The sequence below is a fragment of the Aliiroseovarius halocynthiae genome, from assembly GCF_007004645.1.
Taxonomy (GTDB): domain Bacteria; phylum Pseudomonadota; class Alphaproteobacteria; order Rhodobacterales; family Rhodobacteraceae; genus Aliiroseovarius; species Aliiroseovarius halocynthiae.
The window spans coordinates 1,280,428-1,303,424 of record NZ_ML660019.1 but is presented as its reverse complement, the minus strand read 5'-3'; the positions used below and the strand labels follow the sequence as shown (position 1 = coordinate 1,303,424).

Genomic DNA, 22,997 nt, shown 5'->3' with positions numbered 1-22,997 from the left:
TATTTTGACAGGCTAAGAGTTTATCGGAAATTCATCAAGTAATTGTTTTTACTCTATAAAATTACATCTTGTAATTCTATAGACCTCGAAGCGGAACATGAAAACGAGGTCTACATGTCTACTTCTGACCCTCAGGCCGGACCAGTTCTACGTGACTAACTTCCAAAGCCTGAGACAGCTCATACAACGTGATGACCGTCGGGTTTCTTCTACCTTGCTCCAAACCGCTGAGGTATTGCTGGCTAAATCCAGAACGTGCTTCAACCTCTTCCTGTGTCAGGCCTTTTTCCCGACGCAGTCTTGCAAAATTCTGTCCAACTAGTTTGCGCATATCCATACGCCAGAAGATCGCGATTTACATACTATAAGTTTATCAACTATAATATGTGAATTGCCGCCACTAGCTATCTGCGCCGTGCCGACTTTTGAAGCACAGTGTGTTGTACAACGAGAGCCTCATGATCAAATATATTCGATTGGCAGCCCTCATCTGCCCAATATTACTTATCAACCTTGTTCCAAATGGTGCCGTTGCCCAGTCTCTTCCCCAGCCGGATGGCTACGATACGTTGACTGCAACTGCGTCCGTTGCCCCACGCCCCTACGATTTCACCATTCTAGGCGTAAAACCCGGCATGCAAATTGAGGATGCGTTGGCGCTCATCGAGGAGCATCTGGGAACTGAGTTGTCGCCGGTTGGCGGCACGTTGCAGGTCACAAGTTCCGGCGGAACAGTATTTCGCACAGATCTCAGCGTCGGTTATGAAACGCCCGGCATCAGTTTCTTTCTGCGCAATCAAAGCCAAGACCCCTTCGACAACATCAAGATCGACGTGTCGACACCGGCGACCGGATCTGTGGTGACGGCCGTTCAGCGTGAGGTTCGAATTTCGGCCAGCGATGGACCAGACGGAGCTGCGTTGCGGGCGCAGCTTGAGGGCCTGTACGGCCCGCCGTCTGATTTACCCGGCGGTTCTCTCGGGCAGAAGTGGCGGTGGGCGCAGGATCTCAGTTTCGCTCCCATTCCAATGCCGGAACCGTATGATCCTTATTCTTATCAGGCCTGCAGTCATAGCCTGCCAAATGATGGTCGCTACGCGTATCAGCTCAATCCTGCGCTTGGCGAGGGCCGCAGATGCGGCGTCAGCTACACAGCAGAACACCTGCCCAAGGGCGACACCATCACTATGAACTTTCGGCTGATTGATCACAATCTGGTCGTTCAAGATCATGACGCCGCAAATGCGCAGATCGACGGCAAACTCAATGCAGACACCCAACCATCGGATATGAAGCTATGACAACACCCAAAGATCGCGTTCAAAACATGACTGAGTGGTTAGACTTCCTGCAACAAAACCCGGATAGCGATTTCGAATCCGTGATGGAGCTGCGTGTGCCGATGAGCGCTCAGGTCGAAATCATGCGCAAGGCCGAGGAATTGGGTGTATCCAGCCTTGATGTGGTGCTTTTCGCACTGGCCGACTACGGTATCGCCAAGGAATTGGTAGCGTGAACAGGCAAAATGGCACGGTTTTTGGTTTGGAGCGATCTGCACGATGAGCTTTGGGGAAGGTTTGACCTTCCTGACCTGTCCGAGCCCGTGGACGGCGTTCTGATTGCAGGTGACACCCACACGCAGGGGCGGCATCTGGAAATCCCGGCACGGGCCGCGCGAAAGTACAACTGTCCCGTTGCGCTGATCTGGGGCAACCACGAACCATACGGTTCAATCTGGTCGGAATTGTTGGAAGATGAATGCCGCCAGCTCGCCGTATTGCGAGCGGAAGGGTTGGACATCCGTGTATTGCACGGTGCCAAGACTGAAATCGCCGGTGTTCGGATTATCGGCGCAACCCTCTGGACCGACTTGCAGCTATATCCGGCTTTAAGTCATCTCGCCCGGATCATGGTTTCCACGCACATGCAGGACTTTCGTGCAATCCACACTGCACCGGAAACAAGGTTTACCATTGATGACATGTTGAAACGCCACCGGCAGGACAAAGAGGCGATTGTCGCCGCCCTTCGTGTCCCGCATGATGGCCCAACAGTGGTCATGAGCCACCATCTGCCCGTGCGTGAACTGATTGACCCATGCCGGACCATCGGCGGCGATCAGAAGCGGGCATTGAACAATGGTTTCGCCTGCGATCTTTGGGATGGAATCAAACAACATGACATCCATACTTGGATTTGCGGCCATAGCCATCAAACACGAAGCTGGATCGGTGATGGGGATCACGGGCAGATCCGCTTTGTGATGAACCAGCGCGGGTATCCCAGCGAAGAAACCGATTTTAACGAAGAACTTGTTGTGGAGATTTGAAGCAATAATGCAGGCTTCGGCTTATTTCGTTGAAAAACTCGAGCTTGATCGAGGCACTGGTTGCTGCTTCAATTCTTCTGAGGGATGTGAGGATTGGCGATGATGGGACCGAGACAGGAAGCGCAGGCGGCATTGTTCTATGAGTTCTCGCTGGAAGATCACGTTCCCCAAGATCATCTTTTGCGCTCGATTGATCGCTTTGTCGATCTGGGCAGCATCCGCGGGCATCTGGCGGACTTCTACAGCCACACAGGTCGTCCATCCGTCGACCCCGAGTTGCTGATCCGGATGCTCTTGGTGGGCTATTGCTTTGGCATTCGGTCCGAACAGCGGCTTTGCGAAGAGGTCCATTTGAACCTTGCCTATCGCTGGTTCTGCCGCCTCGATTTGAATGATCGCATTCCTGACCATTCAACGTTCTCGAAGAACCGACATGGCCGTTTCCGCGACAGCGAACTGCTGCGCCATCTGTGCGAGACGACCGTGACGCGGTGCATTGAAGAAGGCCTGGTCAGCGGTCAGCGCATGGCAATCGATGCCCAAGGACGAATGGAACGCATCGGCCATTGATCCAACTGAAGTGCCGCGTGCTGTGCGTGAATATCTCGACACCTTGGATGAGGCTGCGTTCGGCGCTGCCAGCACAGAGCAGCCCAAGTTCACTTCGCATTCTGACCCGGCGAGCCAATGGACCGCAGCACGCAAAGGGCCAGCATTCTTTAGCTATTCCGACAATTACCTGATCGACACAGATCATGGCGTCATTATCGATGTCGAAGCGACCAGGTCCATTCGGCAAGCTGAGGTTGGGTCAACTAAAACGATGCTGAGGCGAGTGAAGGAAAGGTTTGATCTGCACCCCGAACGTCTGATTGCTGACACTGCCTACGGTTCCGGTCCGATGTTGGATTGGTTGGTGAAGCGCAACATCGCACCGCATCTCCCCGTCATCGACAAAGCGGGACGAAGTGACGGCACATGGTCCCGTGCGGACTTCGAATGGGATGCCGAGAACGACCAATACATTTGTCCCGAAGGTCATGCTCTGAAGCAATTTCGCCGCAACTACTCAGATCCAAACCGGGGTCCTACTGGCAAAGGCACGGCGCGCTATCGCGCCTTGAAAGAAGTCTGTCAGGCTTGCCCTTCCAAAACCAAGTGCTGTCCAAATGCAGGTGCCCGCAAGATCACCCGTGAAGAAACTGAAGATGCTCGCCAGGTTGCTCGCGACATCGCCAAGACCCACCAGTACGACATCTCGATGAAGCTGCGGAAGAAGGTCGAGATGCTCTTCGCTCACCTCAAACGTATTCTCGGGTTGGGCCGCCTCCGATTGCGTGGACCGTGCGGGGCAAATGACGAATTCCTGCTCGCCGCCACAGCCCAAAACCTCCGCAAACTAGCCAAGATCTTTCCTGCAGCGCAGCAAACGCGAAATGCCTGATAGAAAAGGCGCTCGAGCGCTGTTCAGCGCCCCACTTTCTGCGCCAGCAACACGTTGTTTTTCAACAGAATCGGCGGAAAGCAGACTTTCGCTGCGGAAGAGAAGGCCGTTTGATCGTGAGTTGAAGCAGACATTCAGTGATACTCAGCCGGACTATGTTGAATTTCAGAAAGGAATACTGTGTCTGCTTGGATCGAAATGACCTCGGATAAAAGTACTGACGAGGCACTGAAGAAGCCGCAGTTTCCTGCTTAAATCAGCCCACACCAGAAAATTGGGTTGCCATTCAAAGGGTGTTTGACGAATGATGGAATCAACCTAAAGGGTAGCCCGCATCAGGTGCTAGCAAGCCATTCTTTCAACTCGGCTCGAATGAAGGGCCTTTGGCTGCTACTGGTGGGGACCAAAATGTATCTTGAGGCAGAGTTTAAGTACGAAAGAATCATTCGCTGGTATGAAACGCAGCTTACATCGGGGCGGGTTTCACCACATTCTGAAGTTCCAAGCATTCGTCAAATTTCTTCCGAATTCAACTTAAGCATCTCATCGGTTCAGAGAGCGATGCGGGAACTGCGTCGGCAAGGGCTGATATATTCTAACGGAAAGAAGCGTTTCTACTTTTCCGAATTCTCACCTGTGGATGTAGATACGGAGTGCGACAAAACCGATTGTCTTAGCAGAACCGCGAAGTTGATATTTCTGTCTCAGACGACAGACATGGCGGCATTTAACCGCGCCTTTCTTGGTCGAAGCCTTGATGCCAGCCCGTTCATCCAAAAATGCCTGCGCAGTTTGGGAACAAGTGATCCGCAGAGCTTTAATATCAAAGCGCCCGCTGCAGGACTGACTGAGCTGCGGCGTAGGTTGGTTGGAATCATGTTTGATCGGCGCGTGAATAGTCGTGCAGCCGACATTGTGGTGACCCAAGGTGACGACACGGCGCTGGAGGCAGTGCTGGATGTGTTATGCGATGCCGACGATGCCATTCTTGTTGAGCATCCCACCAATCACAGCGTGCTGGAAGCAGCGCGTCGGCTTGGCTTGAAAGTGCATACCATTGAAACGGATTTTCAACATGGCATTGATTTTCGACATCTTGAGCAGGCGATACAGAACACATCAGCGAAGGCGCTTTATCTCAGCCCAACAATTCAAGTTCCACTCGGTTTCGTAATGCCGGCTGTGCACAGAGCCCGCATTGTTGAACTTGCCGAGCGCTACGGGGTCACAATAGTCGAAGATGATATGTTTGCAGATCTAGTACCAGATGAAAGTCGCCCACCCGCCTTGGCGTCGCTCAGCAAAACAGGAGATGTGATTTATTTGGGATCGTTCAATCGTACCATCGCGTCGTCAGTTTCGGTGGGGTGGTGTGCGAGCAGGAAATATGCAGGTGAAATCGCCAGCAAGCTTGTCGAGCGCTCGTATTCCGTTTCCACGCTTAACCAACAGCTATTAATAGAGTTCCTGCGCCGCGGCTACGACAAGGACCACGGGATGGTGCTGCAGTCAAAAATTCGGCGAAATGATCATATCTTCGAAGACATCATATCGTCCTACTTTCCGCAGAAGACTCAAATACTAGGCGCCAGATGCGGATACTCCAGATTGCTGCGGTTGCCGTTCGATTTGTCGCCTGATGATTTTGAAACTCTTCACGCGCAGGATTTCCCGATCTGTGATCTGGGCGCTTTTTACAGCCGCACTTACCCGACAAATATGTTGCAAATTTGTCTGTGCGAAGTAATCGACGCCTCGGTTAAAATATACTTTCAGAACCTTGGGCGGTTTCTGTCGGAGATTGGTGCCTTGAAAAACCGCAGTGCGGTGGAAGTGGGGCCACAGCCTATAGAGACCGGGCCTGAACATCCCAAAGCGGGTTTTTGACATGGTGGGATCTACTGCCATCGTCGGGAAATAGTCGTCGTTTGGCCAGTTGTTCGACCTCCACTGTTTCGACGAACATGTCGAGCTCTTGATACCGGTCTGCCAGTGCCGTGTTGGACGATTGATAGTCGGTGATGACGTCATAAGCGCATTGCCAGAATGAGCGCTCGGGGAAGTCAAAGTGCTTCTCTAGAAAATGGGCGATTTCCGACAGGTTGATGAAGAACACGGCGTCGAGCACAAAGTCCCTTACATATTCGAAATCCTCAATCTCGATATAGGAATTCCTATTGATGTTCTGGTGATATGACGGGACATGGTGAATTTTCGGACGGCTATCCGCGTCCTTCTGGAGCGACGGGACATAGCGGATGCCATCATGAAAGTCTTTCAAGGCAAGTCTTGCGGGCATACCGTTTTCGCAGACTAAGATAGAGTTCTGACTATGCGCCTCGACGCCGACGCCATGGCTGTACAGCAGGTGAATGATCGGCCGGATCGTAACCTCCAGAAAGGCTGTAACCCAGGTTTCAACTGAATGATCACTTATCCAATCATCAATGATTGGACGCCCGTCGCCGTCGATGCTGGTGATGGCGCTGAAGGGAAAGGCGGTTTCGCACTCTTTCAGATGCGGTATTAAGCTTTCTCGCCAGATGCATGATAGGGCACCATATTTCACATCCGACCCATCGGTGCCATTCAGGTGAACGGTCGTACCAACAATTTCGGGCAGCAGAATAAGTCCCAGCTGCTCTGCCAGGTAGGGATCATTCCGATATAGCTGCATCAACCAGTCGCTGACGATCGGAGCGTTTTTGACGGTATGCGGCGACAGAATACGCGACGAGGACGTGTTCTGAATACTCATCGCACACTTGAGATAGCAATGCTCGGGATTGCTGCGATTTACCAAAGTGCGTATGGACTGCTGCGCAAGATATCCGTCTTCAAGAACGCCAAGATATAGCAGGCTGCCAGTGTTGAAATAGCCAGCGTAATACCGCGCGATGACGTTGTCCCATTGCCATGGGTGCACGGGCACGAACAGGTAGTCTGTGGCCAGACGGCCAAACCGCTGGGCCTGTTCGCGCCGACGAGATGTCGCGAAGGCGGGCAGTTCCTGACCATAGAAGGTTTCAGGCTCGACGTTCCGAGAATGCAGGGTTTCAGCAATATCTTTGTGGGCCGCCAATAGAACTGGGTGGATCGTTTGTGCGAATTCCGGCGCATAGGCTAAGTTGTCTTCGAAAGTGAAGCCTACGCGCGATTTGTAGCATGGGTGATAGGGATGACCATCTGCAAGATGCGTTTCGATCATGTCATAGTCTTCGCCCCTTAGAAGGCGGACCTGATCCGAACGCTGAAACTGAGCAACACTGTCATTGACCAGCGTAAGCTCCAGCTCTTGTTTAAGACGATTGGTATGGAATTGATCCGAGCCGAGTTGGCTTTGCATGTCGTCGATGAAGTTCAAGATGGACAGGGGGGCTTTCGTGTTTCCGTTCGTGTATTTCGCGACAGTTTCCTCATCCAAGCGGATCCGATCAAAACTGACCGCGACTTTGCCCTGGATTTCATAACGAACCTTCATCCCATCAGAGTTTTCGCTGTGGAATGTGTAGCGGTTTTTGCCGCCCAGCTCGGTGCATTCCGCAGGGACCAACCCTTCGTAGATCAGAGCCTCCATCAATTGGCGAAATAGGCGGCGCTGCACCTGATCATATGCAGGTGAGGTAAGGGCGTCTTGCAGCAGTTTTGACGTATCGAAGGATGACAAAGACATGGTTCGGCCTGCATTCTTTACTTGCTTTGCCAACCGTGTCGTCGACAGCAAGCTGATTTCATTCGCCAACAGTAAGAGCAGTTCCAATCGGCCTTTGCGATAATAAATTAAGTGTATCAATGCTTTGCGATGGATGTATCTTGCCCGCCTTTCTAGTTACCGGTTCAAAGCGTGGCTGTGTTGTGACCGTCTGCGCCCCGTCACTGACCCGAGAGACCCGAGTGCTATGAAGGCCCAAATCAACAGAACATTCACATTCACGCTGCCCTTGGCCATGGCCGAACTTGCATATATCTCGATGGCATTCACGGATACGTTTCTGTTCAGCTTGCTTGGTGTTGAGACCTTGGCCGGCGCAGGGCTGGGAACCAGCATGCTTCATTTCATGACCATCGTCTTTATGGGCTTGGTCGCGGGCGTCGGAAACTTGGTTGCGATCGCCTACGGTGCGCAGCGGGATGATGAGATAAACGCAACCGTTCAGGCCGGAGTTCTTGTTTCACTCGTTTTGTTCTGCATGGCGCTGTGCGTGGTCGCGGTCAGTCCACAGCTTTTGGCTGCATTCGGGCAAGGTGATGGGCTGGTTCGCGATGCATATGCCTATATGTCTGTTGCGGTCTGGTCTGTTTTGCCGATCTTGCTGCTGAGGGTCTTTCGGGGGCTGTCCACAGGGGTCGGGCATCGTATTTCCATATTCAAAGTCAGTGTGTTTGGAGCGCTACTTAACTTTCCCCTTAGCTATGCTCTGATGGAGGGCGTCTTGTTCGTTCCCCAGCTTGGGATCTTGGGTGTAGGAATAGCGACCTCGATCGTCGCGCTGCTGATGCTGGTCACGTTTCTATATGATATCTATAAGCGCGAGCGCTTCAGAAACTGGCAGATCTGGCGGGTTAGAACCTCATATCAGTCGCTCAGTTGCGCGGTGCGGAATGTTCTGCAAATGGGCCTGCCGATCGGCGTGGCATATGGGATGGAGGCTGGGCTTTTCGCCGTAGCAGGGCTGCTGGCTGGCAGCTTGGGAGCGGTCGCGCTGGCGTCACATCACATCGCGCTGCAATGCTCGATCGTCGCCTTTCGGATCCCGGCTGCAATCGCGCAGGCGACATCTGCGTTGGTTGGGCAGAGCTTTGGAGCTTCGCAGCCCCAGATGGTGCGAGCATTCGCGATGTCCGGGTTGGTTTTGGGGGCCGCTTACAGCGTGCTGTCCAGTTTCGTATTTTTGGTGTTTCCTGACGTGCTGGTCAGCATATTTGTGTCGGCAAATTCTGCTGAAAACTTTGCCGTGATACAGACGGCGACGGTTCTGTTGGCGATCGCGGCAGCTTTCCAGCTTGCCGACGGCTTGCAAGTCATCGCAATGGGTGCGCTGCGGGGGCTGCGCCGCACATATATGCCCACCATTCTGACTGTATCTGGTTATTGGTTGGTCGGGCTTCCGGCGGCCTTTTTGCTGTCGCGCATAGACGGGGTCAGTGGGATCTGGTGGGGCTTGGCACTTGGTTTGGGGGCGACGGCGGTCATGCTGGTTCTTCTTCTGCATCGCGTCTGCGGGAACATGAACGCCAAGCTAGACCTGCAAACGATGAAAGGCGCGACATGAAGGTCGCGCCTTTTCCATGGTCTTTGCGTGCTAGATCTAAGGCTAACTAAACAGACATCCATTGCGCATATAGTAGCGATCTGGATGCGGATGGCTTAGGAAATCGTGGTGCGAAATATGCCAGCCATAGGCCCCAGCCTTATCAAAGACGACAAGGTCCCCAACCCGCAATTCGCCGATCATGACATTCCGGGCCAGAACATCCTTCGGCGTGCAAAGCTCTCCGCACAGAGTCACGGCGTCTTGCGTGATATGTGGCCTGGGATACGGATAGTCCCACTGGTCCCGCTTCACGACGTGGAACGGATGATTGTGTTGCCATGAGGCGGGCAAGCGGAACTGATGGGTGCCACCGCGTAAGACCGCGAAATGCTGGTCATGATTTTGCTTTATGTCGACGACTTCTGTCAGATAGATCCCGCAGTCGGCGGTCACGAAACGCCCGCATTCCATCGCAATCTCGACACCTTGGGGCAAAGCGTTGTCCAAAAGAGTTTGCAGCCCCGAACAATAGGCGCCCCAGTCGAAATGTGTGTCAGCCGCAGAATAGTCGATACCTATGCCGCCCCCGACATTGATCAGTTTGATATCGAGCCTGTGTGTTTCCTGCCAGCTGCCGCATGTCTGCAGATAGGTTTCAACCAACTTCAAATGGCTGGCCGCATTCAAGTTGTTCGACAGCGCATGGAAATGGAAACCGATGATATTCACATGCTCGAACTGGTCACGAGACGCCAGGATGTCGTCGATTTGCAGCTGATCGATTCCAAATTGCGTGGGTTTTCCAGCCATCTGAAGCGTGGCGTCAGGTAGTTCGAACCGCGGGTTCACCCGAAGGAGTACATTCACCGAGCGTCCGTGTGTGGCCGCGAGTGCACTCAGCCTGGCAAGCTGAAATGCACTTTCAATGTGGTAAAGCTCGACACCCGCAAGAAGCGCACCTTCAAGCTCGGGATTGGTTTTGCTTGGGCCGCCAAATGCAATCGGAGCATCGGCGGCGGCTTCCCGGGCGTTTGTGACCTCGCCCAGTGACGCCACCTCGAAACCGAATATGTGCGGCGCGAGGGTCGACAGCACCGGCAAGTCCGAGTTCGCCTTTATCGCATAGTAGAAACGAACCTGTTTAGGCAGTTGACTGACGATACGCTTGGTGCGCTCGGCTAGAGCATCAAGGTCGTAGTAATAGGCGCAGATTGGCTGCTGGGTGTCAGAAAGAAGCTGGTTCAATGGTTCAAGAGACAGCGATTTGGTCATCCTGACCCTCCTTAAGCTTGGTGTTCTGGTGGCGCAGATGGGTTATTAACGGATTGGCGACCGGCATGACGCGCAAGCGGATTTCAGGAAGGAACCGGCGGCTTGCCAACTGTTCGACCTGAAGGGTGTCGTCAAAGACGTTAAAAAGCTCAAACCGCTCGGCCAATTGGGGATGCTCCGCCTGATAGGTCTGGATGCAATCTGCTATGATCTGCCAGAACCGTGCTTCTTCCAGATCAAAATGGGACTGAATGAACCATCCAAGCTCGGCGAGGTTTACAAAACCCAACGCATCGAACATGAAATCCCGCAGCTCATCAGCGTCATCAGTTTCAAGATAGGAGTTGGGGTTGATGGCCTGATGTGCGGGCGGAGAATCCTGTAACTCTGGCATAGCGTCCGGTGCCCGTAGCCATTTCCGGCTATAGCGAACACCATCGTGAAAATCCTTGAGCGCGACCCTGACCGGCAATCCGTCACGATGGATCAACACCATGTTCTGAGCATGGGCCTCAAGGGCAACTCCGTGGTACCAAAGCATGTGCAGCACGGGCAGGTAAGCACATGAAATCAGCTGCGCCACCCACAGCTTGGCGCCATGTGTTTCGATCCACGGTGTGATTAGCGGTTTGGCGTCTGTGTCAATCTGAGTGAGCGCCGTCATTGGTGTCGCAGATTGATCCGCGTTGAGATGCGCATAGACACTTTCGCGCCAAATACAGCCCAAACTTCCGTATTGTGCCGAAATCGCTGCGGCCGAATTCACTGAAAGGCCTGCAAACTCTTTCAGGATTACGGGCTTCTGCGTGTCGGGTATGATAGGATCATCGCGCAGCATTTCCGCCAGCCAGTCACTGATGGGTGCACTGTTCAGGACTGTATGTTTTGCTAGGACACGAGACGTGGAAGTGTTGCTCATGTTGATCGACAATTTGAGCGACGGAAGCCGGATGTCGTCGAGGTTTGAGAGGGTACGGACCGATTGCTGTGGCAGATAGGTCGGCCCCGCGACATCAAGCCGTATGATGTCACCTGCGATGATCTGGGGCCGATAGAGCATCTCGACCGAATGCGTCCACTGCCAAGGGTGAACAGGCACGATGACATAATCGGCAGCTTTACGGTCCAGATCCCTGAATTGCCGTTTGATGGTGTGCTGCTCGGTTTTCGAGAAGTGCTGGTGGGCGAGGCATTCAATGTTGGTGGTTGCACTGCAATTCGCGGAGACCGTGTCGGCCTTAACCGCGATCCAAATGACCGCAAACCCTTCTGAGTGCTCGGGCCCAAATTTCGTGTTGTCATCCAGCGTGAAGCCCGTTCTGGACTTGAAACAGGGGTGATACAGGTGGCCGTTCGAAACCCTGGCCTCCTGTTCGATGTAGTCTAGGTCCCTCAGAGGCAGGCGTGTCGGGTTGGCCAGGCTTTGGCTGTGCTTTGCCAAGGTTTCGGCAAGCTCGCGTTCAAAAATCGGCCAGCGCTGTGGATCCGTGATGAGGGTCCGGCGGATGTCTGTCAGAAACTGCGCGACGAAACATACGGACAGCTCTCCATTCGCGACCCGACGGAGCGTTCTGCGCTTAATGCGGATACGGTCGAAGCCTAGATCGTCTTGAACAGTGCAGAAATATTGCACTCTGTCAGACGCTTGTATTGAAAGGCGGTCATCACATTGTGTGAAGTTCACCACTCCCTCAAACAGAAGTGCCTCGATCAATTGGGTGAGCACCCGATCTTCTGCCCGCGTCCAGGCTTCCTGCTCGTCGCCTTCTACAAGCGGTGTCAGCGATGTGCTTCGGTCAATTGCCAGTGGGTTGGCCGTCGCGATCCAGCTGGGTTTCTCACCGCGCTGATCGAATGTGCTTAGCATATTTGCTTTCACGGGAAGCGTCGGCGTTGCGAACAGTTTCTCGGCATAGGCACGTCCTGCGGAGGAAAGAGGCGCGTCAGCGATGGCATTCCGTGTCGCACGCCACAGCGCACGTTCAGTCGCGGGGCTGTGGCGTGCGACGGCGGCGATGACATGTGAGATATGGTTTACAACGACATAGTATTGGAAGCGGAACCAGCAATCATCTGCGGAGTACCACGCGGGACTGTCCGGCGTGATGTCGCTGCTGAACTGGCTCAGCGCGTCGCACTGCACCATGCTGGCGCCTTCCATATCGCGCACGATCAGCTTTGCCGCAAATCCGTCATGGAACTGCATTAGGCTGTTCTGAAGATGGGCCTCAAGACTGATGCCGAAGTCTGCAAACAGGTTCAGCGTCGGGACAAGCGCCGCTGACGCGTAGCGATACCACCACCGCACCATAAAATTCTCGTCAATCGGTTGGTTGGCCTGGCGGGCCGCTTCTTTGACAAAGTCGAGCAGCGGCAATTCCCCTGTGTCCAAGCATTCCTCTACCAAACTGCCCAGAATGCGGGTGTTGTTCTGATCTTCCGGGCTTAGGCCTGCGCGATACAGAATGCCAAATGATGCATCCAGCTCAGGCAGCTTGACGGACTGCGCAACGTGTTCGCACAGCAGCTCGATCGAGCTGTTCAGTTCCCCCAGATCCAACCGATTGATCACCTTACTGACGTCAATTGCTCGCTGTCTTTGGTCTTTGGGGTTGTTGCGAATGAAGTTTGTGATCTGAACGTCCAGAGAAAGCTTTAGAAACTGCTGGCAACCGGGCATCCAGACGGTTCGCACGGACGAGGTCGGCCACACAACTTCGCCGATGGCGCCGAGATGAACGAGGTTCCCCTTGGCGAGTTCTGTCTGAACGGCGGCCTTGGAAAGCAGGTAGTTGGCTTGCCAAGGATGGCAGGGAAGCAGTTGAAAGTTTTGTGCGAATTGATCCGATAATAGCTCTTTGGCCTGCTGCGTTGCAATGGGATCAATCAGCTGTTCCACATCAACGCCACTGGATGCGGTCTCGATCAAATCGGGAATGATCGCGAAATAGTGCAGCTGAAATGATGTGCCAAGCTCGGGGCTGTAGTGTTCAAGATCCTCCTGAGAAAACCCGTTACTCGCCTTTGATGTGACGTGAAACGGGTGCCCCAAAACCATGCCCTGCTCGGCCGCGACGAAATCCCCGGAAGCCGAGGGCCGATCAGGTTGCATCTGCCGTTCTTGCGCGAAGAACCCCGATTTCGCGACGCTGTTGCGCATCTTCGCTAGCAGATCAGTGGCTGCCTTTTGCGGATCTTCGTGGCTGCTGGCAACTGCGGCCAGTTCATCGGCAATCAGAACCAGCAATACGTCGATATCGGTCAGCTGTTCGGGCTGTCGCGTATTTGGGTGTTGCAGGAAAAGGGCTTCACCGTACTGATGATACCCCGTCAGCGACAGATCTTCGATCTGAGCGAAAAGTGTGATGCCAGTCGCCGGGAAGCGGTAAGCGAACCAAGAATATGGATCGTTGGAACCGCTTACGATGGCCGCGGGGATCGCATCCGACGCGATGAAATGTTGCAGAATGTCGACATGGGTCTCACGGAAGAACGTATTCAAATACTGCTCGAACAGTTTCTTCGTCCAGCGTGCGTTCTGATGCTTTGGCATTTATCAGTCTCCTGTTGATCCTGATGGCAAAACCAAGCCGGTTTAACCGGCCATGGTTCTGCCAGATGCGAAAGGGTCGTTGATCTGAGGTATCAGCGCCCTTGGATTTCGAGTGGAGCTGAGCGGCGAAATGGAAGTGGCGAATGCACCATTCTCGCGGCTTTGGCGTTGTTGAAGAGGCCAGATCTGGCCGCTACCAACGATGGGGCGAGGGCAGGAAGTCTGGCACGACGCTGACATGACCCAGCCCTTCGGCTTTGTTCATGACGTACCCACCAAATGCCACGTCGAGCAGTCCCATCCCGAACGCGGACACGACAGTGGCCGTGGGTTCCTGCGGGGGGTCCTGCAGGATGCGCGAGAAGTTCTCGATCGATGGAATGCTGCCTTCACTTTGTTCAAGAAGATGCAACGAGGTATTCGCTTTGACGGCGTGATTGACATCGTCAACGATGTTGCGCACAGGTTTCAGCCGCGCGGGAAGGATGTCTCGCAGCGACATGTGCAGCAGAACCTGATGATCGAGAACCTCTAGATCATACCAAGGTTCTAGCGCCGAAGTGGCGAATGAAATGATCTCGGCATCTTGAGACGCGAAGCTGGCACCGGCGTTTTCGCAGGAATATCCAAGCTCTTCGCAGAACTGAATGAACCGCGTTGCGCTTCCCGGATCGAGATCCGAGATCACCACCTTTGCAATCGACCACTGATCATCTCTCAGAAACTCCAGAAGATGACGGTTGATGACACCCGCGCCGTAGAAAGCGATCGTATCGATGGATTTTTCGGGTCGCAGGCAACGTGCCGCCAGCGCGGCACTGGCCACAGTCCGGGCAGAGCTGATCAAAGTGCCATCAAGAATGGCAAGCGGATAGCCGGTCTGAAACGAGTTTAGAATGATCGAGGCCGACGCCCGTTGCAGGTTTCCGGCGACATTGTCGGGGAAGGACGCCACCCATTTAAGCCCTGCCAGGTCGCACTCTTCGCCAACATAGGCCGGCAGCGCGTTGATACGACTGTTTGGTTTCTGCGGGAATTTCAGCGAGTAGGTATCTGGGTTGATCGCATGCCCATCATAGAATGTCGCATAGCATTTCGCGACTAAATCAATTAGCTCGGATCGGTTCTGCTGCAAGATGTGATTAATGTCGTTGGCCGCGACATATTGAAGTTGCGATGCATTTCGCCAGAGATATTCAGTTGTCATGATATTGTCTTTCACTGCAGCTCGTGGAGCTGGGTCGACACATTTTCGATTGTGAAGAAGAATGTGTGTCTTGAAGTTTTCTTGGGCATGAGCGGTCCCTTCAGGCCCGCGTTGATGACGTCTTGTTTTGTGACGCTGATGTTTTCGCGCCACGAGCCGACTGCGGTGAAGCTTATGTCATCATAGTCAATGACCACGGCCGGGATCCGCGCGGCTTTCAGAACGCATCGCATCGCGTGGAACCGGTGATGTCCATCAAGCAATACGCCGTGCTTACGCTCGACGACGACAGGCGTCGTGAACACACGCGAGCTTCCGATTTTTCGAGCCAGTTCTGTCGCATAACCAAGATCGATTTCTTCGTGCGGACGAATTTTGGCAATGTCATACAGTTCGATCTCGGCACAGGCTGCTTTTGGCAGATGAGCATGCGGGGTTGTGGAATAGTTCAGCATATGATGGCCTCGTCCCAGTGACGGCCAAAATGCTGTTGTACCCAGTCATCATTATAGATGGTGTCGATATACTTGTCGCCACGATCCGGGCTGATGAACACCACCTTGGAACCAGCAGGGATATTGGGCGCATATTGCTGAATACCAGCCATCACGGATCCCGATGATCCCCCAAGCGGCAGCCCATACTGGTGCGCGAACCAGCGACAGCGCGATATTGTGGCGGTTTCTGAAACCCAGATCACGTCGTCGACAAGGTCGTTGTCACAGATCTCGGGGCGGCGGCTTGTGCCAAGGCCCGGGATCCGCCGTTTGGCAGGCTCGGAACCGAAGGTCACCGAACCAAATACGTCGACGCCGATCACTTTGACAGGCAGGTTCCGCTTTTTGAAGTAAGCGCCGCATCCCATCAGGGTGCCCGTCGTGCCCGCACCAACAAACAGGTAGTTTAGGTCGGGATGCGCGGTATGGATCGATCGTGCGGTTTGATGTTCATGCGCGGCTGGATTGTCTGGGCTGGCGTATTGATTGGTCCACGCCAAGGATGGATCAAGATGGATCTGCTGTTTGATATAGTTGATGCGGCTTTCAAGATACCCGCCATTTGCATCGGGCTGCTCGATCAGGACAATGTTTGCCCCAAGTGCTTTGATCAGGTTGATGCTGTCTTTTGGCGTGTTGGGGTCGACCACGCAGGTAAAGTGGTAACCCAGTCTTGCGCAGACCATTGCCAACGCGATGCCAAGGTTTCCTGACGAGGACTCAATAACCTTTCCGCCGGGTTGCAGCGCGCCTGTTTCCTCAAGGCCTTGCAGCATCCGCAACGCGGGTTTCAACTTGATCGAACCAGCAGGATTGAGGCCCTCGAACTTCACATAGGTCGTGACGTCATCGACGAGATCTATGCGCCAATACGCGTCATCATTGATCAGGTCGTTCCAATCAGAATACGCGTCTTTTGAACTTGGATATGTGTGGATATTCATAGCCTAAAGGGACCATTTCTGTTGTGTGACAGAGGTTTAAAAGGTGTTGGCGTTGGCTATATCGACGCTAGCACCGTGGTGTTCAGAACATCAAACCGCGTTCGGGGATACAGAAAATACAGACAAGTCGCGAGCAAGATACAGTTAATGAACGCGGGCCGATCGAACGACGCTCAGCTAGCGCTGAGCTGGACGTGAGAGCGTAGTTTTCGAAGGACTGGGTCAGAAACGAGGCGACCAAGGCCGATCGCCGTGCGAATCTTAGGTCGTTAGTTCGCAGGGACAAGCATTGGCGTACCCGCAACCGGATCCGCGATGACGACGCAGTCTAGGCCAAATACGTCCCGGGCAATTTCACGATCTAACACATCCGCTGGCTTGCCCGCTGCAATCAGGCGGCCAGCTTTCATGATAAAAAGAAAGTCCGCATAGCGGCTTGCCTGGTTCAGGTCGTGCAGTACTGCGACAATGGACTTCTGATCCTGATCGCACAGCCGACGCAATAACCGCAGCAGATCAATCTGATGCGCAATATCCAGATAACTGGTCGGTTCATCAAGCAGCAGCGTTTCAGGATCTTGGGCAAGCACCATTGCAATCCATGCACGCTGCCTTTGCCCTCCGGACAGTGTGTCCACCGAGCGCTCTGCCAATTCCTGCAGCCCAGCGACTTCAAGCGCGTATTGCACAGCTTTTTCATCTTCGCGCGTGAATGAGCGCATGAATTTCCGATGGGGATAGCGGCCACGTGCGACAAGATCACGAACGGTGACACCCGACGGCGCGATCAGCATTTGCGGCAGAAGGCCCAGGTTTCGGGCAACGTCCAAAGTGGGTTTAGACCGTATGTTTTCACCCGAAAGCAATACCGTACCCGACTTCGGGCTGAGCACCCGGCCCAAGGTATGAAGGAGCGTGGACTTGCCACAACCGTTTGGCCCGATAATGGCCGTGAAGCCGCTTTTGGGAATCGAGATGTCTAGATCAGAGATGATGGTTTCGTGATCGTAGCAGACCGTCAGATCCTGCCCGGCAAGTGGTGCGCAGCTGGTTGGCGATGTATCTTCAATGATTTTCAGCAAATGTCACACCCCTTGGCTATCGACGGGCGAGGCCAGCGGCCCCGCCCGATCAGATGTTTTATTTCGCCAGAACGGTCTTCATGTCATTGACCATCATCGTCCGAGCCTGAATGCCCATGCCACTCAACCATGTGCCGGCATCAAGGCGATGCACGTGCTCGGCCTCGACCGCCTTAAGCGTGTTCCACAGGCGGCTTTGTTGAATTGTGGACAGCATGTAGTTGTCGTCGCTGCGGCTGAACCAGATGATATGATCACCATCTAGATCGGCGATCTGTTCTTCAGTCACTTTGGTCGAGAAGCCTTCGGCGCTTTGCGCTTCAGGTCGTGCCAGACCCAGCTCTTCGATCAAGCCGCCGCTCCACGACCCTTCCAGATAGATGACAATCCCATCACCGCGTCCGCGCAATACTGAAATTTCGGCTGGGTTGGCGTTTTCTTTGAACTCTGAAACTGCCGCGTCATATTGGGTTAGCGCCGTTTCGGCGGCTTCGGCTTTGTTTACCGCTGCCGCATGAAGCGCAAAGCGCCCGCGCCAATCGGCGGCAAGATCTTCCGTGTAAACCGTAGGTGCAATCTGCGACAGCCGATCATAGATCGCTTCGTGCACATCCTTCGAGCCGATGATCAGATCGGGGGCCAGCACCGCGATGCTTTCAAGGTTTGGCTCGTTGATCGTACCGACTTTCTCGACGCCCTCGGCTTGTTCGACAAGATATCCGGTGAACGGCTTGTCCAGGAAGATCGGGGCCGCGCCGACGGGTTTGACGCCAAGTGCAAGAAGGTTGTCCAGCGCACCGTTGTCCAGAACGATGACGCGTTCGGGTGTGCCAGAGATCTCGGTCGAACCCATTGCATGCTCGATAACTCGGGCGTCTTCGGCATGGGCGTTTCCGACCGCGGAAATGCTGACGGTCAAGGCGGTTACGAGGGAGAAGAGGCCTCGGCGGGTCGTGATCATAAAATACTCCAGTTCGTGTATATGCTTCAGATTGAAACAGACCACGTCCAACGACATTGATTGTTCAATGCAAGCTGGTCGAACCCTGGATATTTGAAATTGTCTTGGGCTTTGGTGCTGCTATGTCATCCCACCCCTCAACCGTTGCGAGACCGTTTCGGGGCAGATGCAGCCGGAGCTACATCTATGAAAAGTTGCTGTCAATATCTTATAAAAAGACTAGGGTAATTGAAGTCTGTGAAGAATACCAATAATGCCTGATCCAGAATACTCAACCACAGGCAGTCTTCGCGTGCAGCCCTCAAAGCAAATCATCTTTCTTTTTATTAATGCTGTCGCTGTTGCTGCATTGTTTTGGTGCAGCTTGGCCTATGGTGTCGTTTCGCTGGTTGCGTCCGGAGTTTTGGATGCTTTCATCGCATTCGACGGATCGCGAGAGCACCTTATCATCATCGATACGCGCCTACCCCGCGCTGTGTTGGCTGTTATTGTCGGGGCATCCCTTGGAGCGGCGGGTGCAATCATGCAGGCCTTGGCGCGCAACCCAATCGCGGCGCCCGAGCTGTTGGGCGTTAATCACGGCGCCGCGCTGTTCGTCGCGGCGGGGTCTTTCCTGCTTACTGCGGCAAACGCACGACATTTTGTGCTTTTGGCGTTGGCGGGCGCAGGTGTCGCGGCTGCGTTATCATATCTTATCTCGCTATTGGGGCCGAGCAGGACATCCTCAACCAAGCTGGTATTGGCGGGGGCAGCGGTTACGTCGATCAGTGCGGCGCTGATACAATTGATCCTTATCTTGCATGCCCAAACGCTGGACGAGATGCGGTTTTGGTTGGCCGGGTCCCTGATTGGTCGAGACATAACAGCGCTTGGTAGCGTGGCACCCATTTTGGTTGTGGGGGGGCTGATATCGGTGCTTGTCGGCCCAAAACTAAACATCTTTGCGTCCGGCGACATCACGGCGCAAAGCCTTGGGCTGCACATCGTGACCGTTCGGGTTATGGCTGTTTCTGCAGTTGTGCTTCTTGCGGGTTCCGCTGTCGCTCTTGCGGGGCCGATTGCATTCATCGGTCTGGCTGCGCCGCATATGGTGCGCGGGCTTGCTGGGGCCGATCATCGCTGGATCATCGTATTGTCAGCAAGCGCGGGGGCTGCGCTTTTGCTTTTTGCCGATCTTGCCGCGCGTTTTGTGGTTCCGGGGCAGGAGATCCCTGTCGGCATTATGACTGCGCTGATTGGGATACCCTTCTTCTTGGCGCAGGTGAGAAAAGGTAGTTTATCGTGACAATCCGTAACTGGTTCCCGAAAGGGCGGGCGTGGCCTGCCGGACGGAAGGTCTTATACGTTTGCAGCGGTCTTCTGCTGCTAAATTTGGTGCTGTTTTACAGCCAAATGACCTCTGGTCCGTTTCAGGCCAGCCCGCAGGAGGTGCTGTTTGCAACACTGGGCCTTGGGGACAATACAAGCACATTCATCGTACTGGACCTAAGATTGCCGCGTGCGCTTCTGGCCGTATTTGTAGGTGCAGGCCTTGCGTTATCCGGGGTGATCGTGCAGGCGATTTGTCGAAACCCGCTGGCATCGCCCGGAACTTTAGGCATCAATGCGGGGGCCAGCTTGGGGGCAGTGACTGTCCTTGTGGTCTTTCCCGATTTGCCTTTGTCGCTTCTGCCATTGGCAGCATTTGGGGGGGGCGTGATCGCCGCAACCTGTACCTATGCCGTCGGCTGGACGGGATCCTCGTCCTCCACCCGGTTGATTTTGGCTGGTGTCGGTGTTGGTGTGTTTTTCAGCGCTTTGATATCCGTCGTAATGATTTTTGGAAAACTGCAGCTGGTTAGCCAGGCAATGCTTTGGATATCAGGCAGCATCTATGGTGCAAAATGGTCTGATGTCGCCACCATCGCTGTAGCTGCTGCGGTCTTGGTCCCCCTTAGTTTCCTGTCAGTGACAACGCTTGATGTTATGATGATGGGACGCGGAATATCCGTCGGACTTGGCTGCTCGGTCGAGCGTGACCGGGTCGTGTTCCTGCTGCTGGCGGTGGCGTTGGCATCGACATGCATCGCCGTGTCTGGCCCAATAGGATTTGTCGGCCTGATGTCGCCCCATATTGCCCGCATGATAGCTGGCAGCAATCATCGAACCATGCTTCCCATCGCTGCGTTTACAGGCACGGCAATCGTGCAAGCAGCTGATTTTTTTGGGCGTACTGCCCTTGTGCCGACCGAAATACCCGTTGGGATCTATACCGCAGCTGTCGGCGCGCCGTTTCTGATCTATCTTCTGGTCAAACGGTGACGAATGGCGTTGCTGCACGGATCGCGGCTTCGCTGATATCTGTGCGTCGGTTTCATTCAGGATGTCGTAGAAGCTCTCCATCTTTCATCGATGTTGGCTGTTCGTTGACCATTGATCTATACTCCCAAAAGGCACATTAGTGTCGCGAAAGATGAACGTCCGTTGATCATGACCAACCACTGTCCAACTGACCACAATAAGCTACGCATGGCGTCTTTACGTAAATTACGTGCTTATGCAGCGAATGACTGCAAAGCGGGCTGCGACCGCAGCATCTTGACCAGTCGACGAACAGCCGCAATAGGCCGTTCACGATATCGCTGGCGACAATTTGCTACCCAGATGTCACGCTGCTTCCGAGTTCGGCAGGGGTCCGATCTATAACTAGTTTAAAAAAATGTATGCCCAATGTTCCTGCGGTGCTCAAATGGCCGCAAAGGCGGGAACCGCTGCGATAGTTGAGGTCTCCGCGCTTCCCGCCTTTGCTATCTTTGCGCTTGCTGAAACGAAATGGATTACATGCTGTCGCTAAAATGGACGAGTTGCTGCGTGTTATTGGAATACGCAAGAAACTCCAACCGATCAATCTGACGGTTGATATCGGCAGAGTTCTTACCCACTTCAAATTTTCGCAACCAAATAAACCGGCTGATCCGCCCTTCCATTTCTTCGGTCAGCAATTGATTCAACCGTGCACGCATTTTGCAGCAGAGGCCCGATGCAATCCGTGCCTCGACCCGTTGTTCAGCAGCGACCAACGCATCAGCACAGTGACGTTCGACACCGTCATTCCAGGCAGGATGATCTGCCGCCTGCGACACTCTTCAACGAAGCCACGTACCAGGCTTTCACTGGACGCCGCTGCCTCGGCATGTTGATCCAGCCATTTCAGCATCTTCTTGGCGGCCTTGCCTTTAAACATCTGGTATCCGTAGATCTTCCGACTTCAATCCGAGCTGTGCTGCCACGAAACGGGAAATTGGCTCCGGGATTACCTCGCCAGCTTTCAGCAGCCGTCCTGGATATCGAAAGGCGCAGAGTTGCAGTGCAAAGCCGATCTGATTTCCCGGTCGCCGTCGCGTGCGGATGTGCTCTATGTCTTCATCATCTAAGGTGTAGTGCCGAAGCAACGCCACCTCGTCTGTGGGAAGATCAAAAAGAGCCGCGCGTTGTCGCGCGGTCAGAACCGCTCGGTGTGCCATCGGATTGTTCTTTCTTTATGAAATGGAGCCTTTGAAAGTACACATATTGAGACCATCGGCTTGCCATGTCTTTTTCAATGTCTCAATATGTCGATCGCACAAATCCTTAATCTATATGAGCCCCCATGGCCAAAGTCGGATATGCCCGTGTCAGTTCAGTTGGACAATCTCTGGATGTGCAGCGTGAAAAGCTGCATGACTGTGACAAGCTCTTCGAGGAAAAGCGCAGTGGCACAACGGATGCCCGCCCTCAGCTGAAGGAATGCCTGAATTACGTGCGCGAGGGCGACCACCTCATTGTCACGCGCATTGATCGGCTGGCACGATCCACTTTGCACCTCTGTCAGATTGCTGAGACATTGCGGGAGAAGGGCGTCGATCTTGTCGTCATTGATCAGAACATCGACACATCCGATGCGACCGGCCGTCTCCTGTTCAACATGCTGGGCGCTATCGGGCAATTCGAGACCGAGATCCGCGCCGAGCGTCAGATGGATGGGATTAAGAAAGCCAAGGATCGAGGTGTCCAGTTCGGAAAGCGGCCTGCGCTGTCGGGCGAGCAAATCAAGGAACTCCGAGAGAAACGCGTGCAAGGCGTGCTGATCAAAGACCTCATGGCGGAATACAGCCTCTCTAAGGCTACCATCTACCGTTATCTCACCGAAAACGAAGGCTGAGCGCGAAGACAGTACCCCGATCCGGGCTTAACGCCCTATTCTGCACCCAGCCGGAATCGCCCCCTATAGGGATGGTATGAACAAAATTAGATTGTCATCCATTTTGACACTTGCCGCGGCGGCCTTGATCTATTCGGTAAACTACGCAAAAAGCGAAGGGCAGCTTTGTTTCGAAAGATATGCGCCTTGGGGCCAGTGGCAGAGGCTTGTTCTAACTTGCTTAAGCGCGATAGGCTTTCGTCGGACGAGCGAACTGACGTGCTGTTTCGACGC

The 22,997-nt window shown here is 53.9% G+C and carries 17 protein-coding genes and 2 pseudogenes; 9 read left to right on the top strand and 10 right to left on the bottom strand.

Annotation, left to right across the window (positions count from 1 at the left end; all coding sequences use genetic code 11):
- Window positions 1-118: 118 nt before the first annotated feature.
- A complete protein-coding gene (locus tag FIL88_RS06480) occupies window positions 119-331 on the bottom strand; it encodes a helix-turn-helix domain-containing protein (protein ID WP_246066627.1) in 213 nt (70 codons plus the stop codon).
- A gap of 127 nt (window positions 332-458) precedes the next feature.
- Between FIL88_RS06480 and FIL88_RS06475 the strand changes: the two genes are divergently transcribed.
- The 5 genes and pseudogenes from FIL88_RS06475 (at window position 459) to FIL88_RS06455 (ending at window position 5,660) form a co-directional block, all read left to right on the top strand.
- A complete protein-coding gene (locus tag FIL88_RS06475; RefSeq protein WP_142852953.1) occupies window positions 459-1,301 on the top strand; it encodes a hypothetical protein in 843 nt (280 codons plus the stop codon).
- Window positions 1,302-1,327: 26 nt separating this feature from the next.
- Entirely contained in the window at window positions 1,328-1,516 is a 189-nt protein-coding gene (locus FIL88_RS06470; RefSeq protein ID WP_185960862.1) for a hypothetical protein, read from the top strand.
- A 9-nt stretch (window positions 1,517-1,525) separates the two neighbouring features.
- Complete coding sequence (locus FIL88_RS06465) at window positions 1,526-2,329, top strand: metallophosphoesterase (RefSeq protein WP_142852951.1); 804 nt, start codon at window positions 1,526-1,528, stop codon at window positions 2,327-2,329.
- 99 nt (window positions 2,330-2,428) lie between these two features.
- A pseudogene (locus tag FIL88_RS06460) lies at window positions 2,429-3,773 on the top strand (transposase).
- 408 nt (window positions 3,774-4,181) lie between these two features.
- On the top strand, window positions 4,182-5,660 hold the full coding sequence (locus tag FIL88_RS06455; protein ID WP_185960861.1) for an aminotransferase-like domain-containing protein: 1,479 nt from the start codon (window positions 4,182-4,184) through the stop codon (window positions 5,658-5,660).
- On the opposite strand, the gene FIL88_RS06450 is transcribed toward FIL88_RS06455, so the two are convergent.
- Window positions 5,620-7,533 carry an IucA/IucC family protein gene (locus tag FIL88_RS06450; protein WP_185960860.1) on the bottom strand — a complete coding sequence of 638 codons (1,914 nt, stop codon included), beginning with the start codon at window positions 7,531-7,533 and terminating at the stop codon, window positions 5,620-5,622. The genes FIL88_RS06455 and FIL88_RS06450 overlap by 41 nt on opposite strands.
- 187 nt (window positions 7,534-7,720) lie before the next feature.
- Here FIL88_RS06450 and FIL88_RS06445 point away from each other — a divergent pair, with 187 nt between their 5' ends.
- Window positions 7,721-9,046 (top strand): MATE family efflux transporter, encoded by a 1,326-nt coding sequence (locus FIL88_RS06445; protein ID WP_185960859.1) that lies wholly within the window; start codon window positions 7,721-7,723, stop codon window positions 9,044-9,046.
- A gap of 42 nt (window positions 9,047-9,088) precedes the next feature.
- On the opposite strand, the gene FIL88_RS06440 is transcribed toward FIL88_RS06445, so the two are convergent.
- From FIL88_RS06440 to FIL88_RS06410, 7 genes are all read right to left on the bottom strand, one after another.
- Window positions 9,089-10,300, bottom strand: coding sequence for a type III PLP-dependent enzyme (locus tag FIL88_RS06440; protein ID WP_185960858.1), 1,212 nt, complete (start codon window positions 10,298-10,300; stop codon window positions 9,089-9,091).
- Entirely contained in the window at window positions 10,278-13,853 is a 3,576-nt protein-coding gene (locus tag FIL88_RS06435; protein WP_142852947.1) for an IucA/IucC family protein, read from the bottom strand. Before FIL88_RS06435 ends, FIL88_RS06440 begins: the two co-directional genes overlap by 23 nt.
- Before the next feature lie 193 nt (window positions 13,854-14,046).
- Entirely contained in the window at window positions 14,047-15,060 is a 1,014-nt protein-coding gene (locus FIL88_RS06430; protein WP_142852946.1) for a 2,3-diaminopropionate biosynthesis protein SbnB, read from the bottom strand.
- A gap of 11 nt (window positions 15,061-15,071) precedes the next feature.
- Window positions 15,072-15,515, bottom strand: a complete 444-nt coding sequence (locus tag FIL88_RS06425) for a ParB N-terminal domain-containing protein (RefSeq protein ID WP_142852945.1) — start codon at window positions 15,513-15,515, stop codon at window positions 15,072-15,074.
- On the bottom strand, window positions 15,509-16,501 hold the full coding sequence (gene sbnA, locus FIL88_RS06420; protein WP_185960857.1) for a 2,3-diaminopropionate biosynthesis protein SbnA: 993 nt from the start codon (window positions 16,499-16,501) through the stop codon (window positions 15,509-15,511). Before sbnA ends, FIL88_RS06425 begins: the two co-directional genes overlap by 7 nt.
- Before the next feature lie 269 nt (window positions 16,502-16,770).
- Complete coding sequence (locus FIL88_RS06415; protein WP_246066626.1) at window positions 16,771-17,583, bottom strand: ABC transporter ATP-binding protein; 813 nt, start codon at window positions 17,581-17,583, stop codon at window positions 16,771-16,773.
- 58 nt (window positions 17,584-17,641) lie between these two features.
- On the bottom strand, window positions 17,642-18,544 hold the full coding sequence (locus FIL88_RS06410; RefSeq protein WP_185960856.1) for an ABC transporter substrate-binding protein: 903 nt from the start codon (window positions 18,542-18,544) through the stop codon (window positions 17,642-17,644).
- Window positions 18,545-18,797: 253 nt separating this feature from the next.
- On the opposite strand from FIL88_RS06410, the gene FIL88_RS06405 reads away from it, so the two are divergent.
- Together FIL88_RS06405 and FIL88_RS06400 are read left to right on the top strand one after the other, a co-directional pair.
- Window positions 18,798-19,829: a FecCD family ABC transporter permease gene (locus FIL88_RS06405; protein WP_142852943.1), complete on the top strand. Its 1,032-nt coding sequence runs from the start codon at window positions 18,798-18,800 to the stop codon at window positions 19,827-19,829.
- Window positions 19,826-20,845, top strand: coding sequence for a FecCD family ABC transporter permease (locus tag FIL88_RS06400; RefSeq protein WP_142852942.1), 1,020 nt, complete (start codon window positions 19,826-19,828; stop codon window positions 20,843-20,845). Before FIL88_RS06405 ends, FIL88_RS06400 begins: the two co-directional genes overlap by 4 nt.
- 566 nt (window positions 20,846-21,411) lie before the next feature.
- Here FIL88_RS06400 and FIL88_RS16905 read toward each other — a convergent pair.
- Window positions 21,412-22,047: pseudogene (locus FIL88_RS16905) on the bottom strand (DUF4158 domain-containing protein); the annotation flags it as partial.
- A 125-nt stretch (window positions 22,048-22,172) separates the two neighbouring features.
- Between FIL88_RS16905 and FIL88_RS06385 the strand changes: the two are divergent.
- On the top strand, window positions 22,173-22,724 hold the full coding sequence (locus FIL88_RS06385) for a recombinase family protein (RefSeq protein ID WP_142852939.1): 552 nt from the start codon (window positions 22,173-22,175) through the stop codon (window positions 22,722-22,724).
- Window positions 22,725-22,997 lie beyond the last annotated feature (273 nt).

Coding starts and splice junctions, on each gene's coding strand:
- FIL88_RS06480 (WP_246066627.1), bottom strand. CDS start 331: ATGCGCAAACTAGTTGGACAGAATTTTGCAAGACTGCGTCGGGAAAAA.
- FIL88_RS06475 (WP_142852953.1), top strand. CDS start 459: ATGATCAAATATATTCGATTGGCAGCCCTCATCTGCCCAATATTACTT.
- FIL88_RS06470 (WP_185960862.1), top strand. CDS start 1,328: ATGACTGAGTGGTTAGACTTCCTGCAACAAAACCCGGATAGCGATTTC.
- FIL88_RS06465 (WP_142852951.1), top strand. CDS start 1,526: ATGGCACGGTTTTTGGTTTGGAGCGATCTGCACGATGAGCTTTGGGGA.
- FIL88_RS06455 (WP_185960861.1), top strand. CDS start 4,182: ATGTATCTTGAGGCAGAGTTTAAGTACGAAAGAATCATTCGCTGGTAT.
- FIL88_RS06445 (WP_185960859.1), top strand. CDS start 7,721: ATGGCCGAACTTGCATATATCTCGATGGCATTCACGGATACGTTTCTG.
- FIL88_RS06440 (WP_185960858.1), bottom strand. CDS start 10,300: ATGACCAAATCGCTGTCTCTTGAACCATTGAACCAGCTTCTTTCTGAC.
- FIL88_RS06435 (WP_142852947.1), bottom strand. CDS start 13,853: ATGCCAAAGCATCAGAACGCACGCTGGACGAAGAAACTGTTCGAGCAG.
- FIL88_RS06430 (WP_142852946.1), bottom strand. CDS start 15,060: ATGACAACTGAATATCTCTGGCGAAATGCATCGCAACTTCAATATGTC.
- FIL88_RS06425 (WP_142852945.1), bottom strand. CDS start 15,515: ATGCTGAACTATTCCACAACCCCGCATGCTCATCTGCCAAAAGCAGCC.
- sbnA (WP_185960857.1), bottom strand. CDS start 16,501: ATGAATATCCACACATATCCAAGTTCAAAAGACGCGTATTCTGATTGG.
- FIL88_RS06410 (WP_185960856.1), bottom strand. CDS start 18,544: ATGATCACGACCCGCCGAGGCCTCTTCTCCCTCGTAACCGCCTTGACC.
- FIL88_RS06405 (WP_142852943.1), top strand. CDS start 18,798: ATGCCTGATCCAGAATACTCAACCACAGGCAGTCTTCGCGTGCAGCCC.
- FIL88_RS06385 (WP_142852939.1), top strand. CDS start 22,173: ATGGCCAAAGTCGGATATGCCCGTGTCAGTTCAGTTGGACAATCTCTG.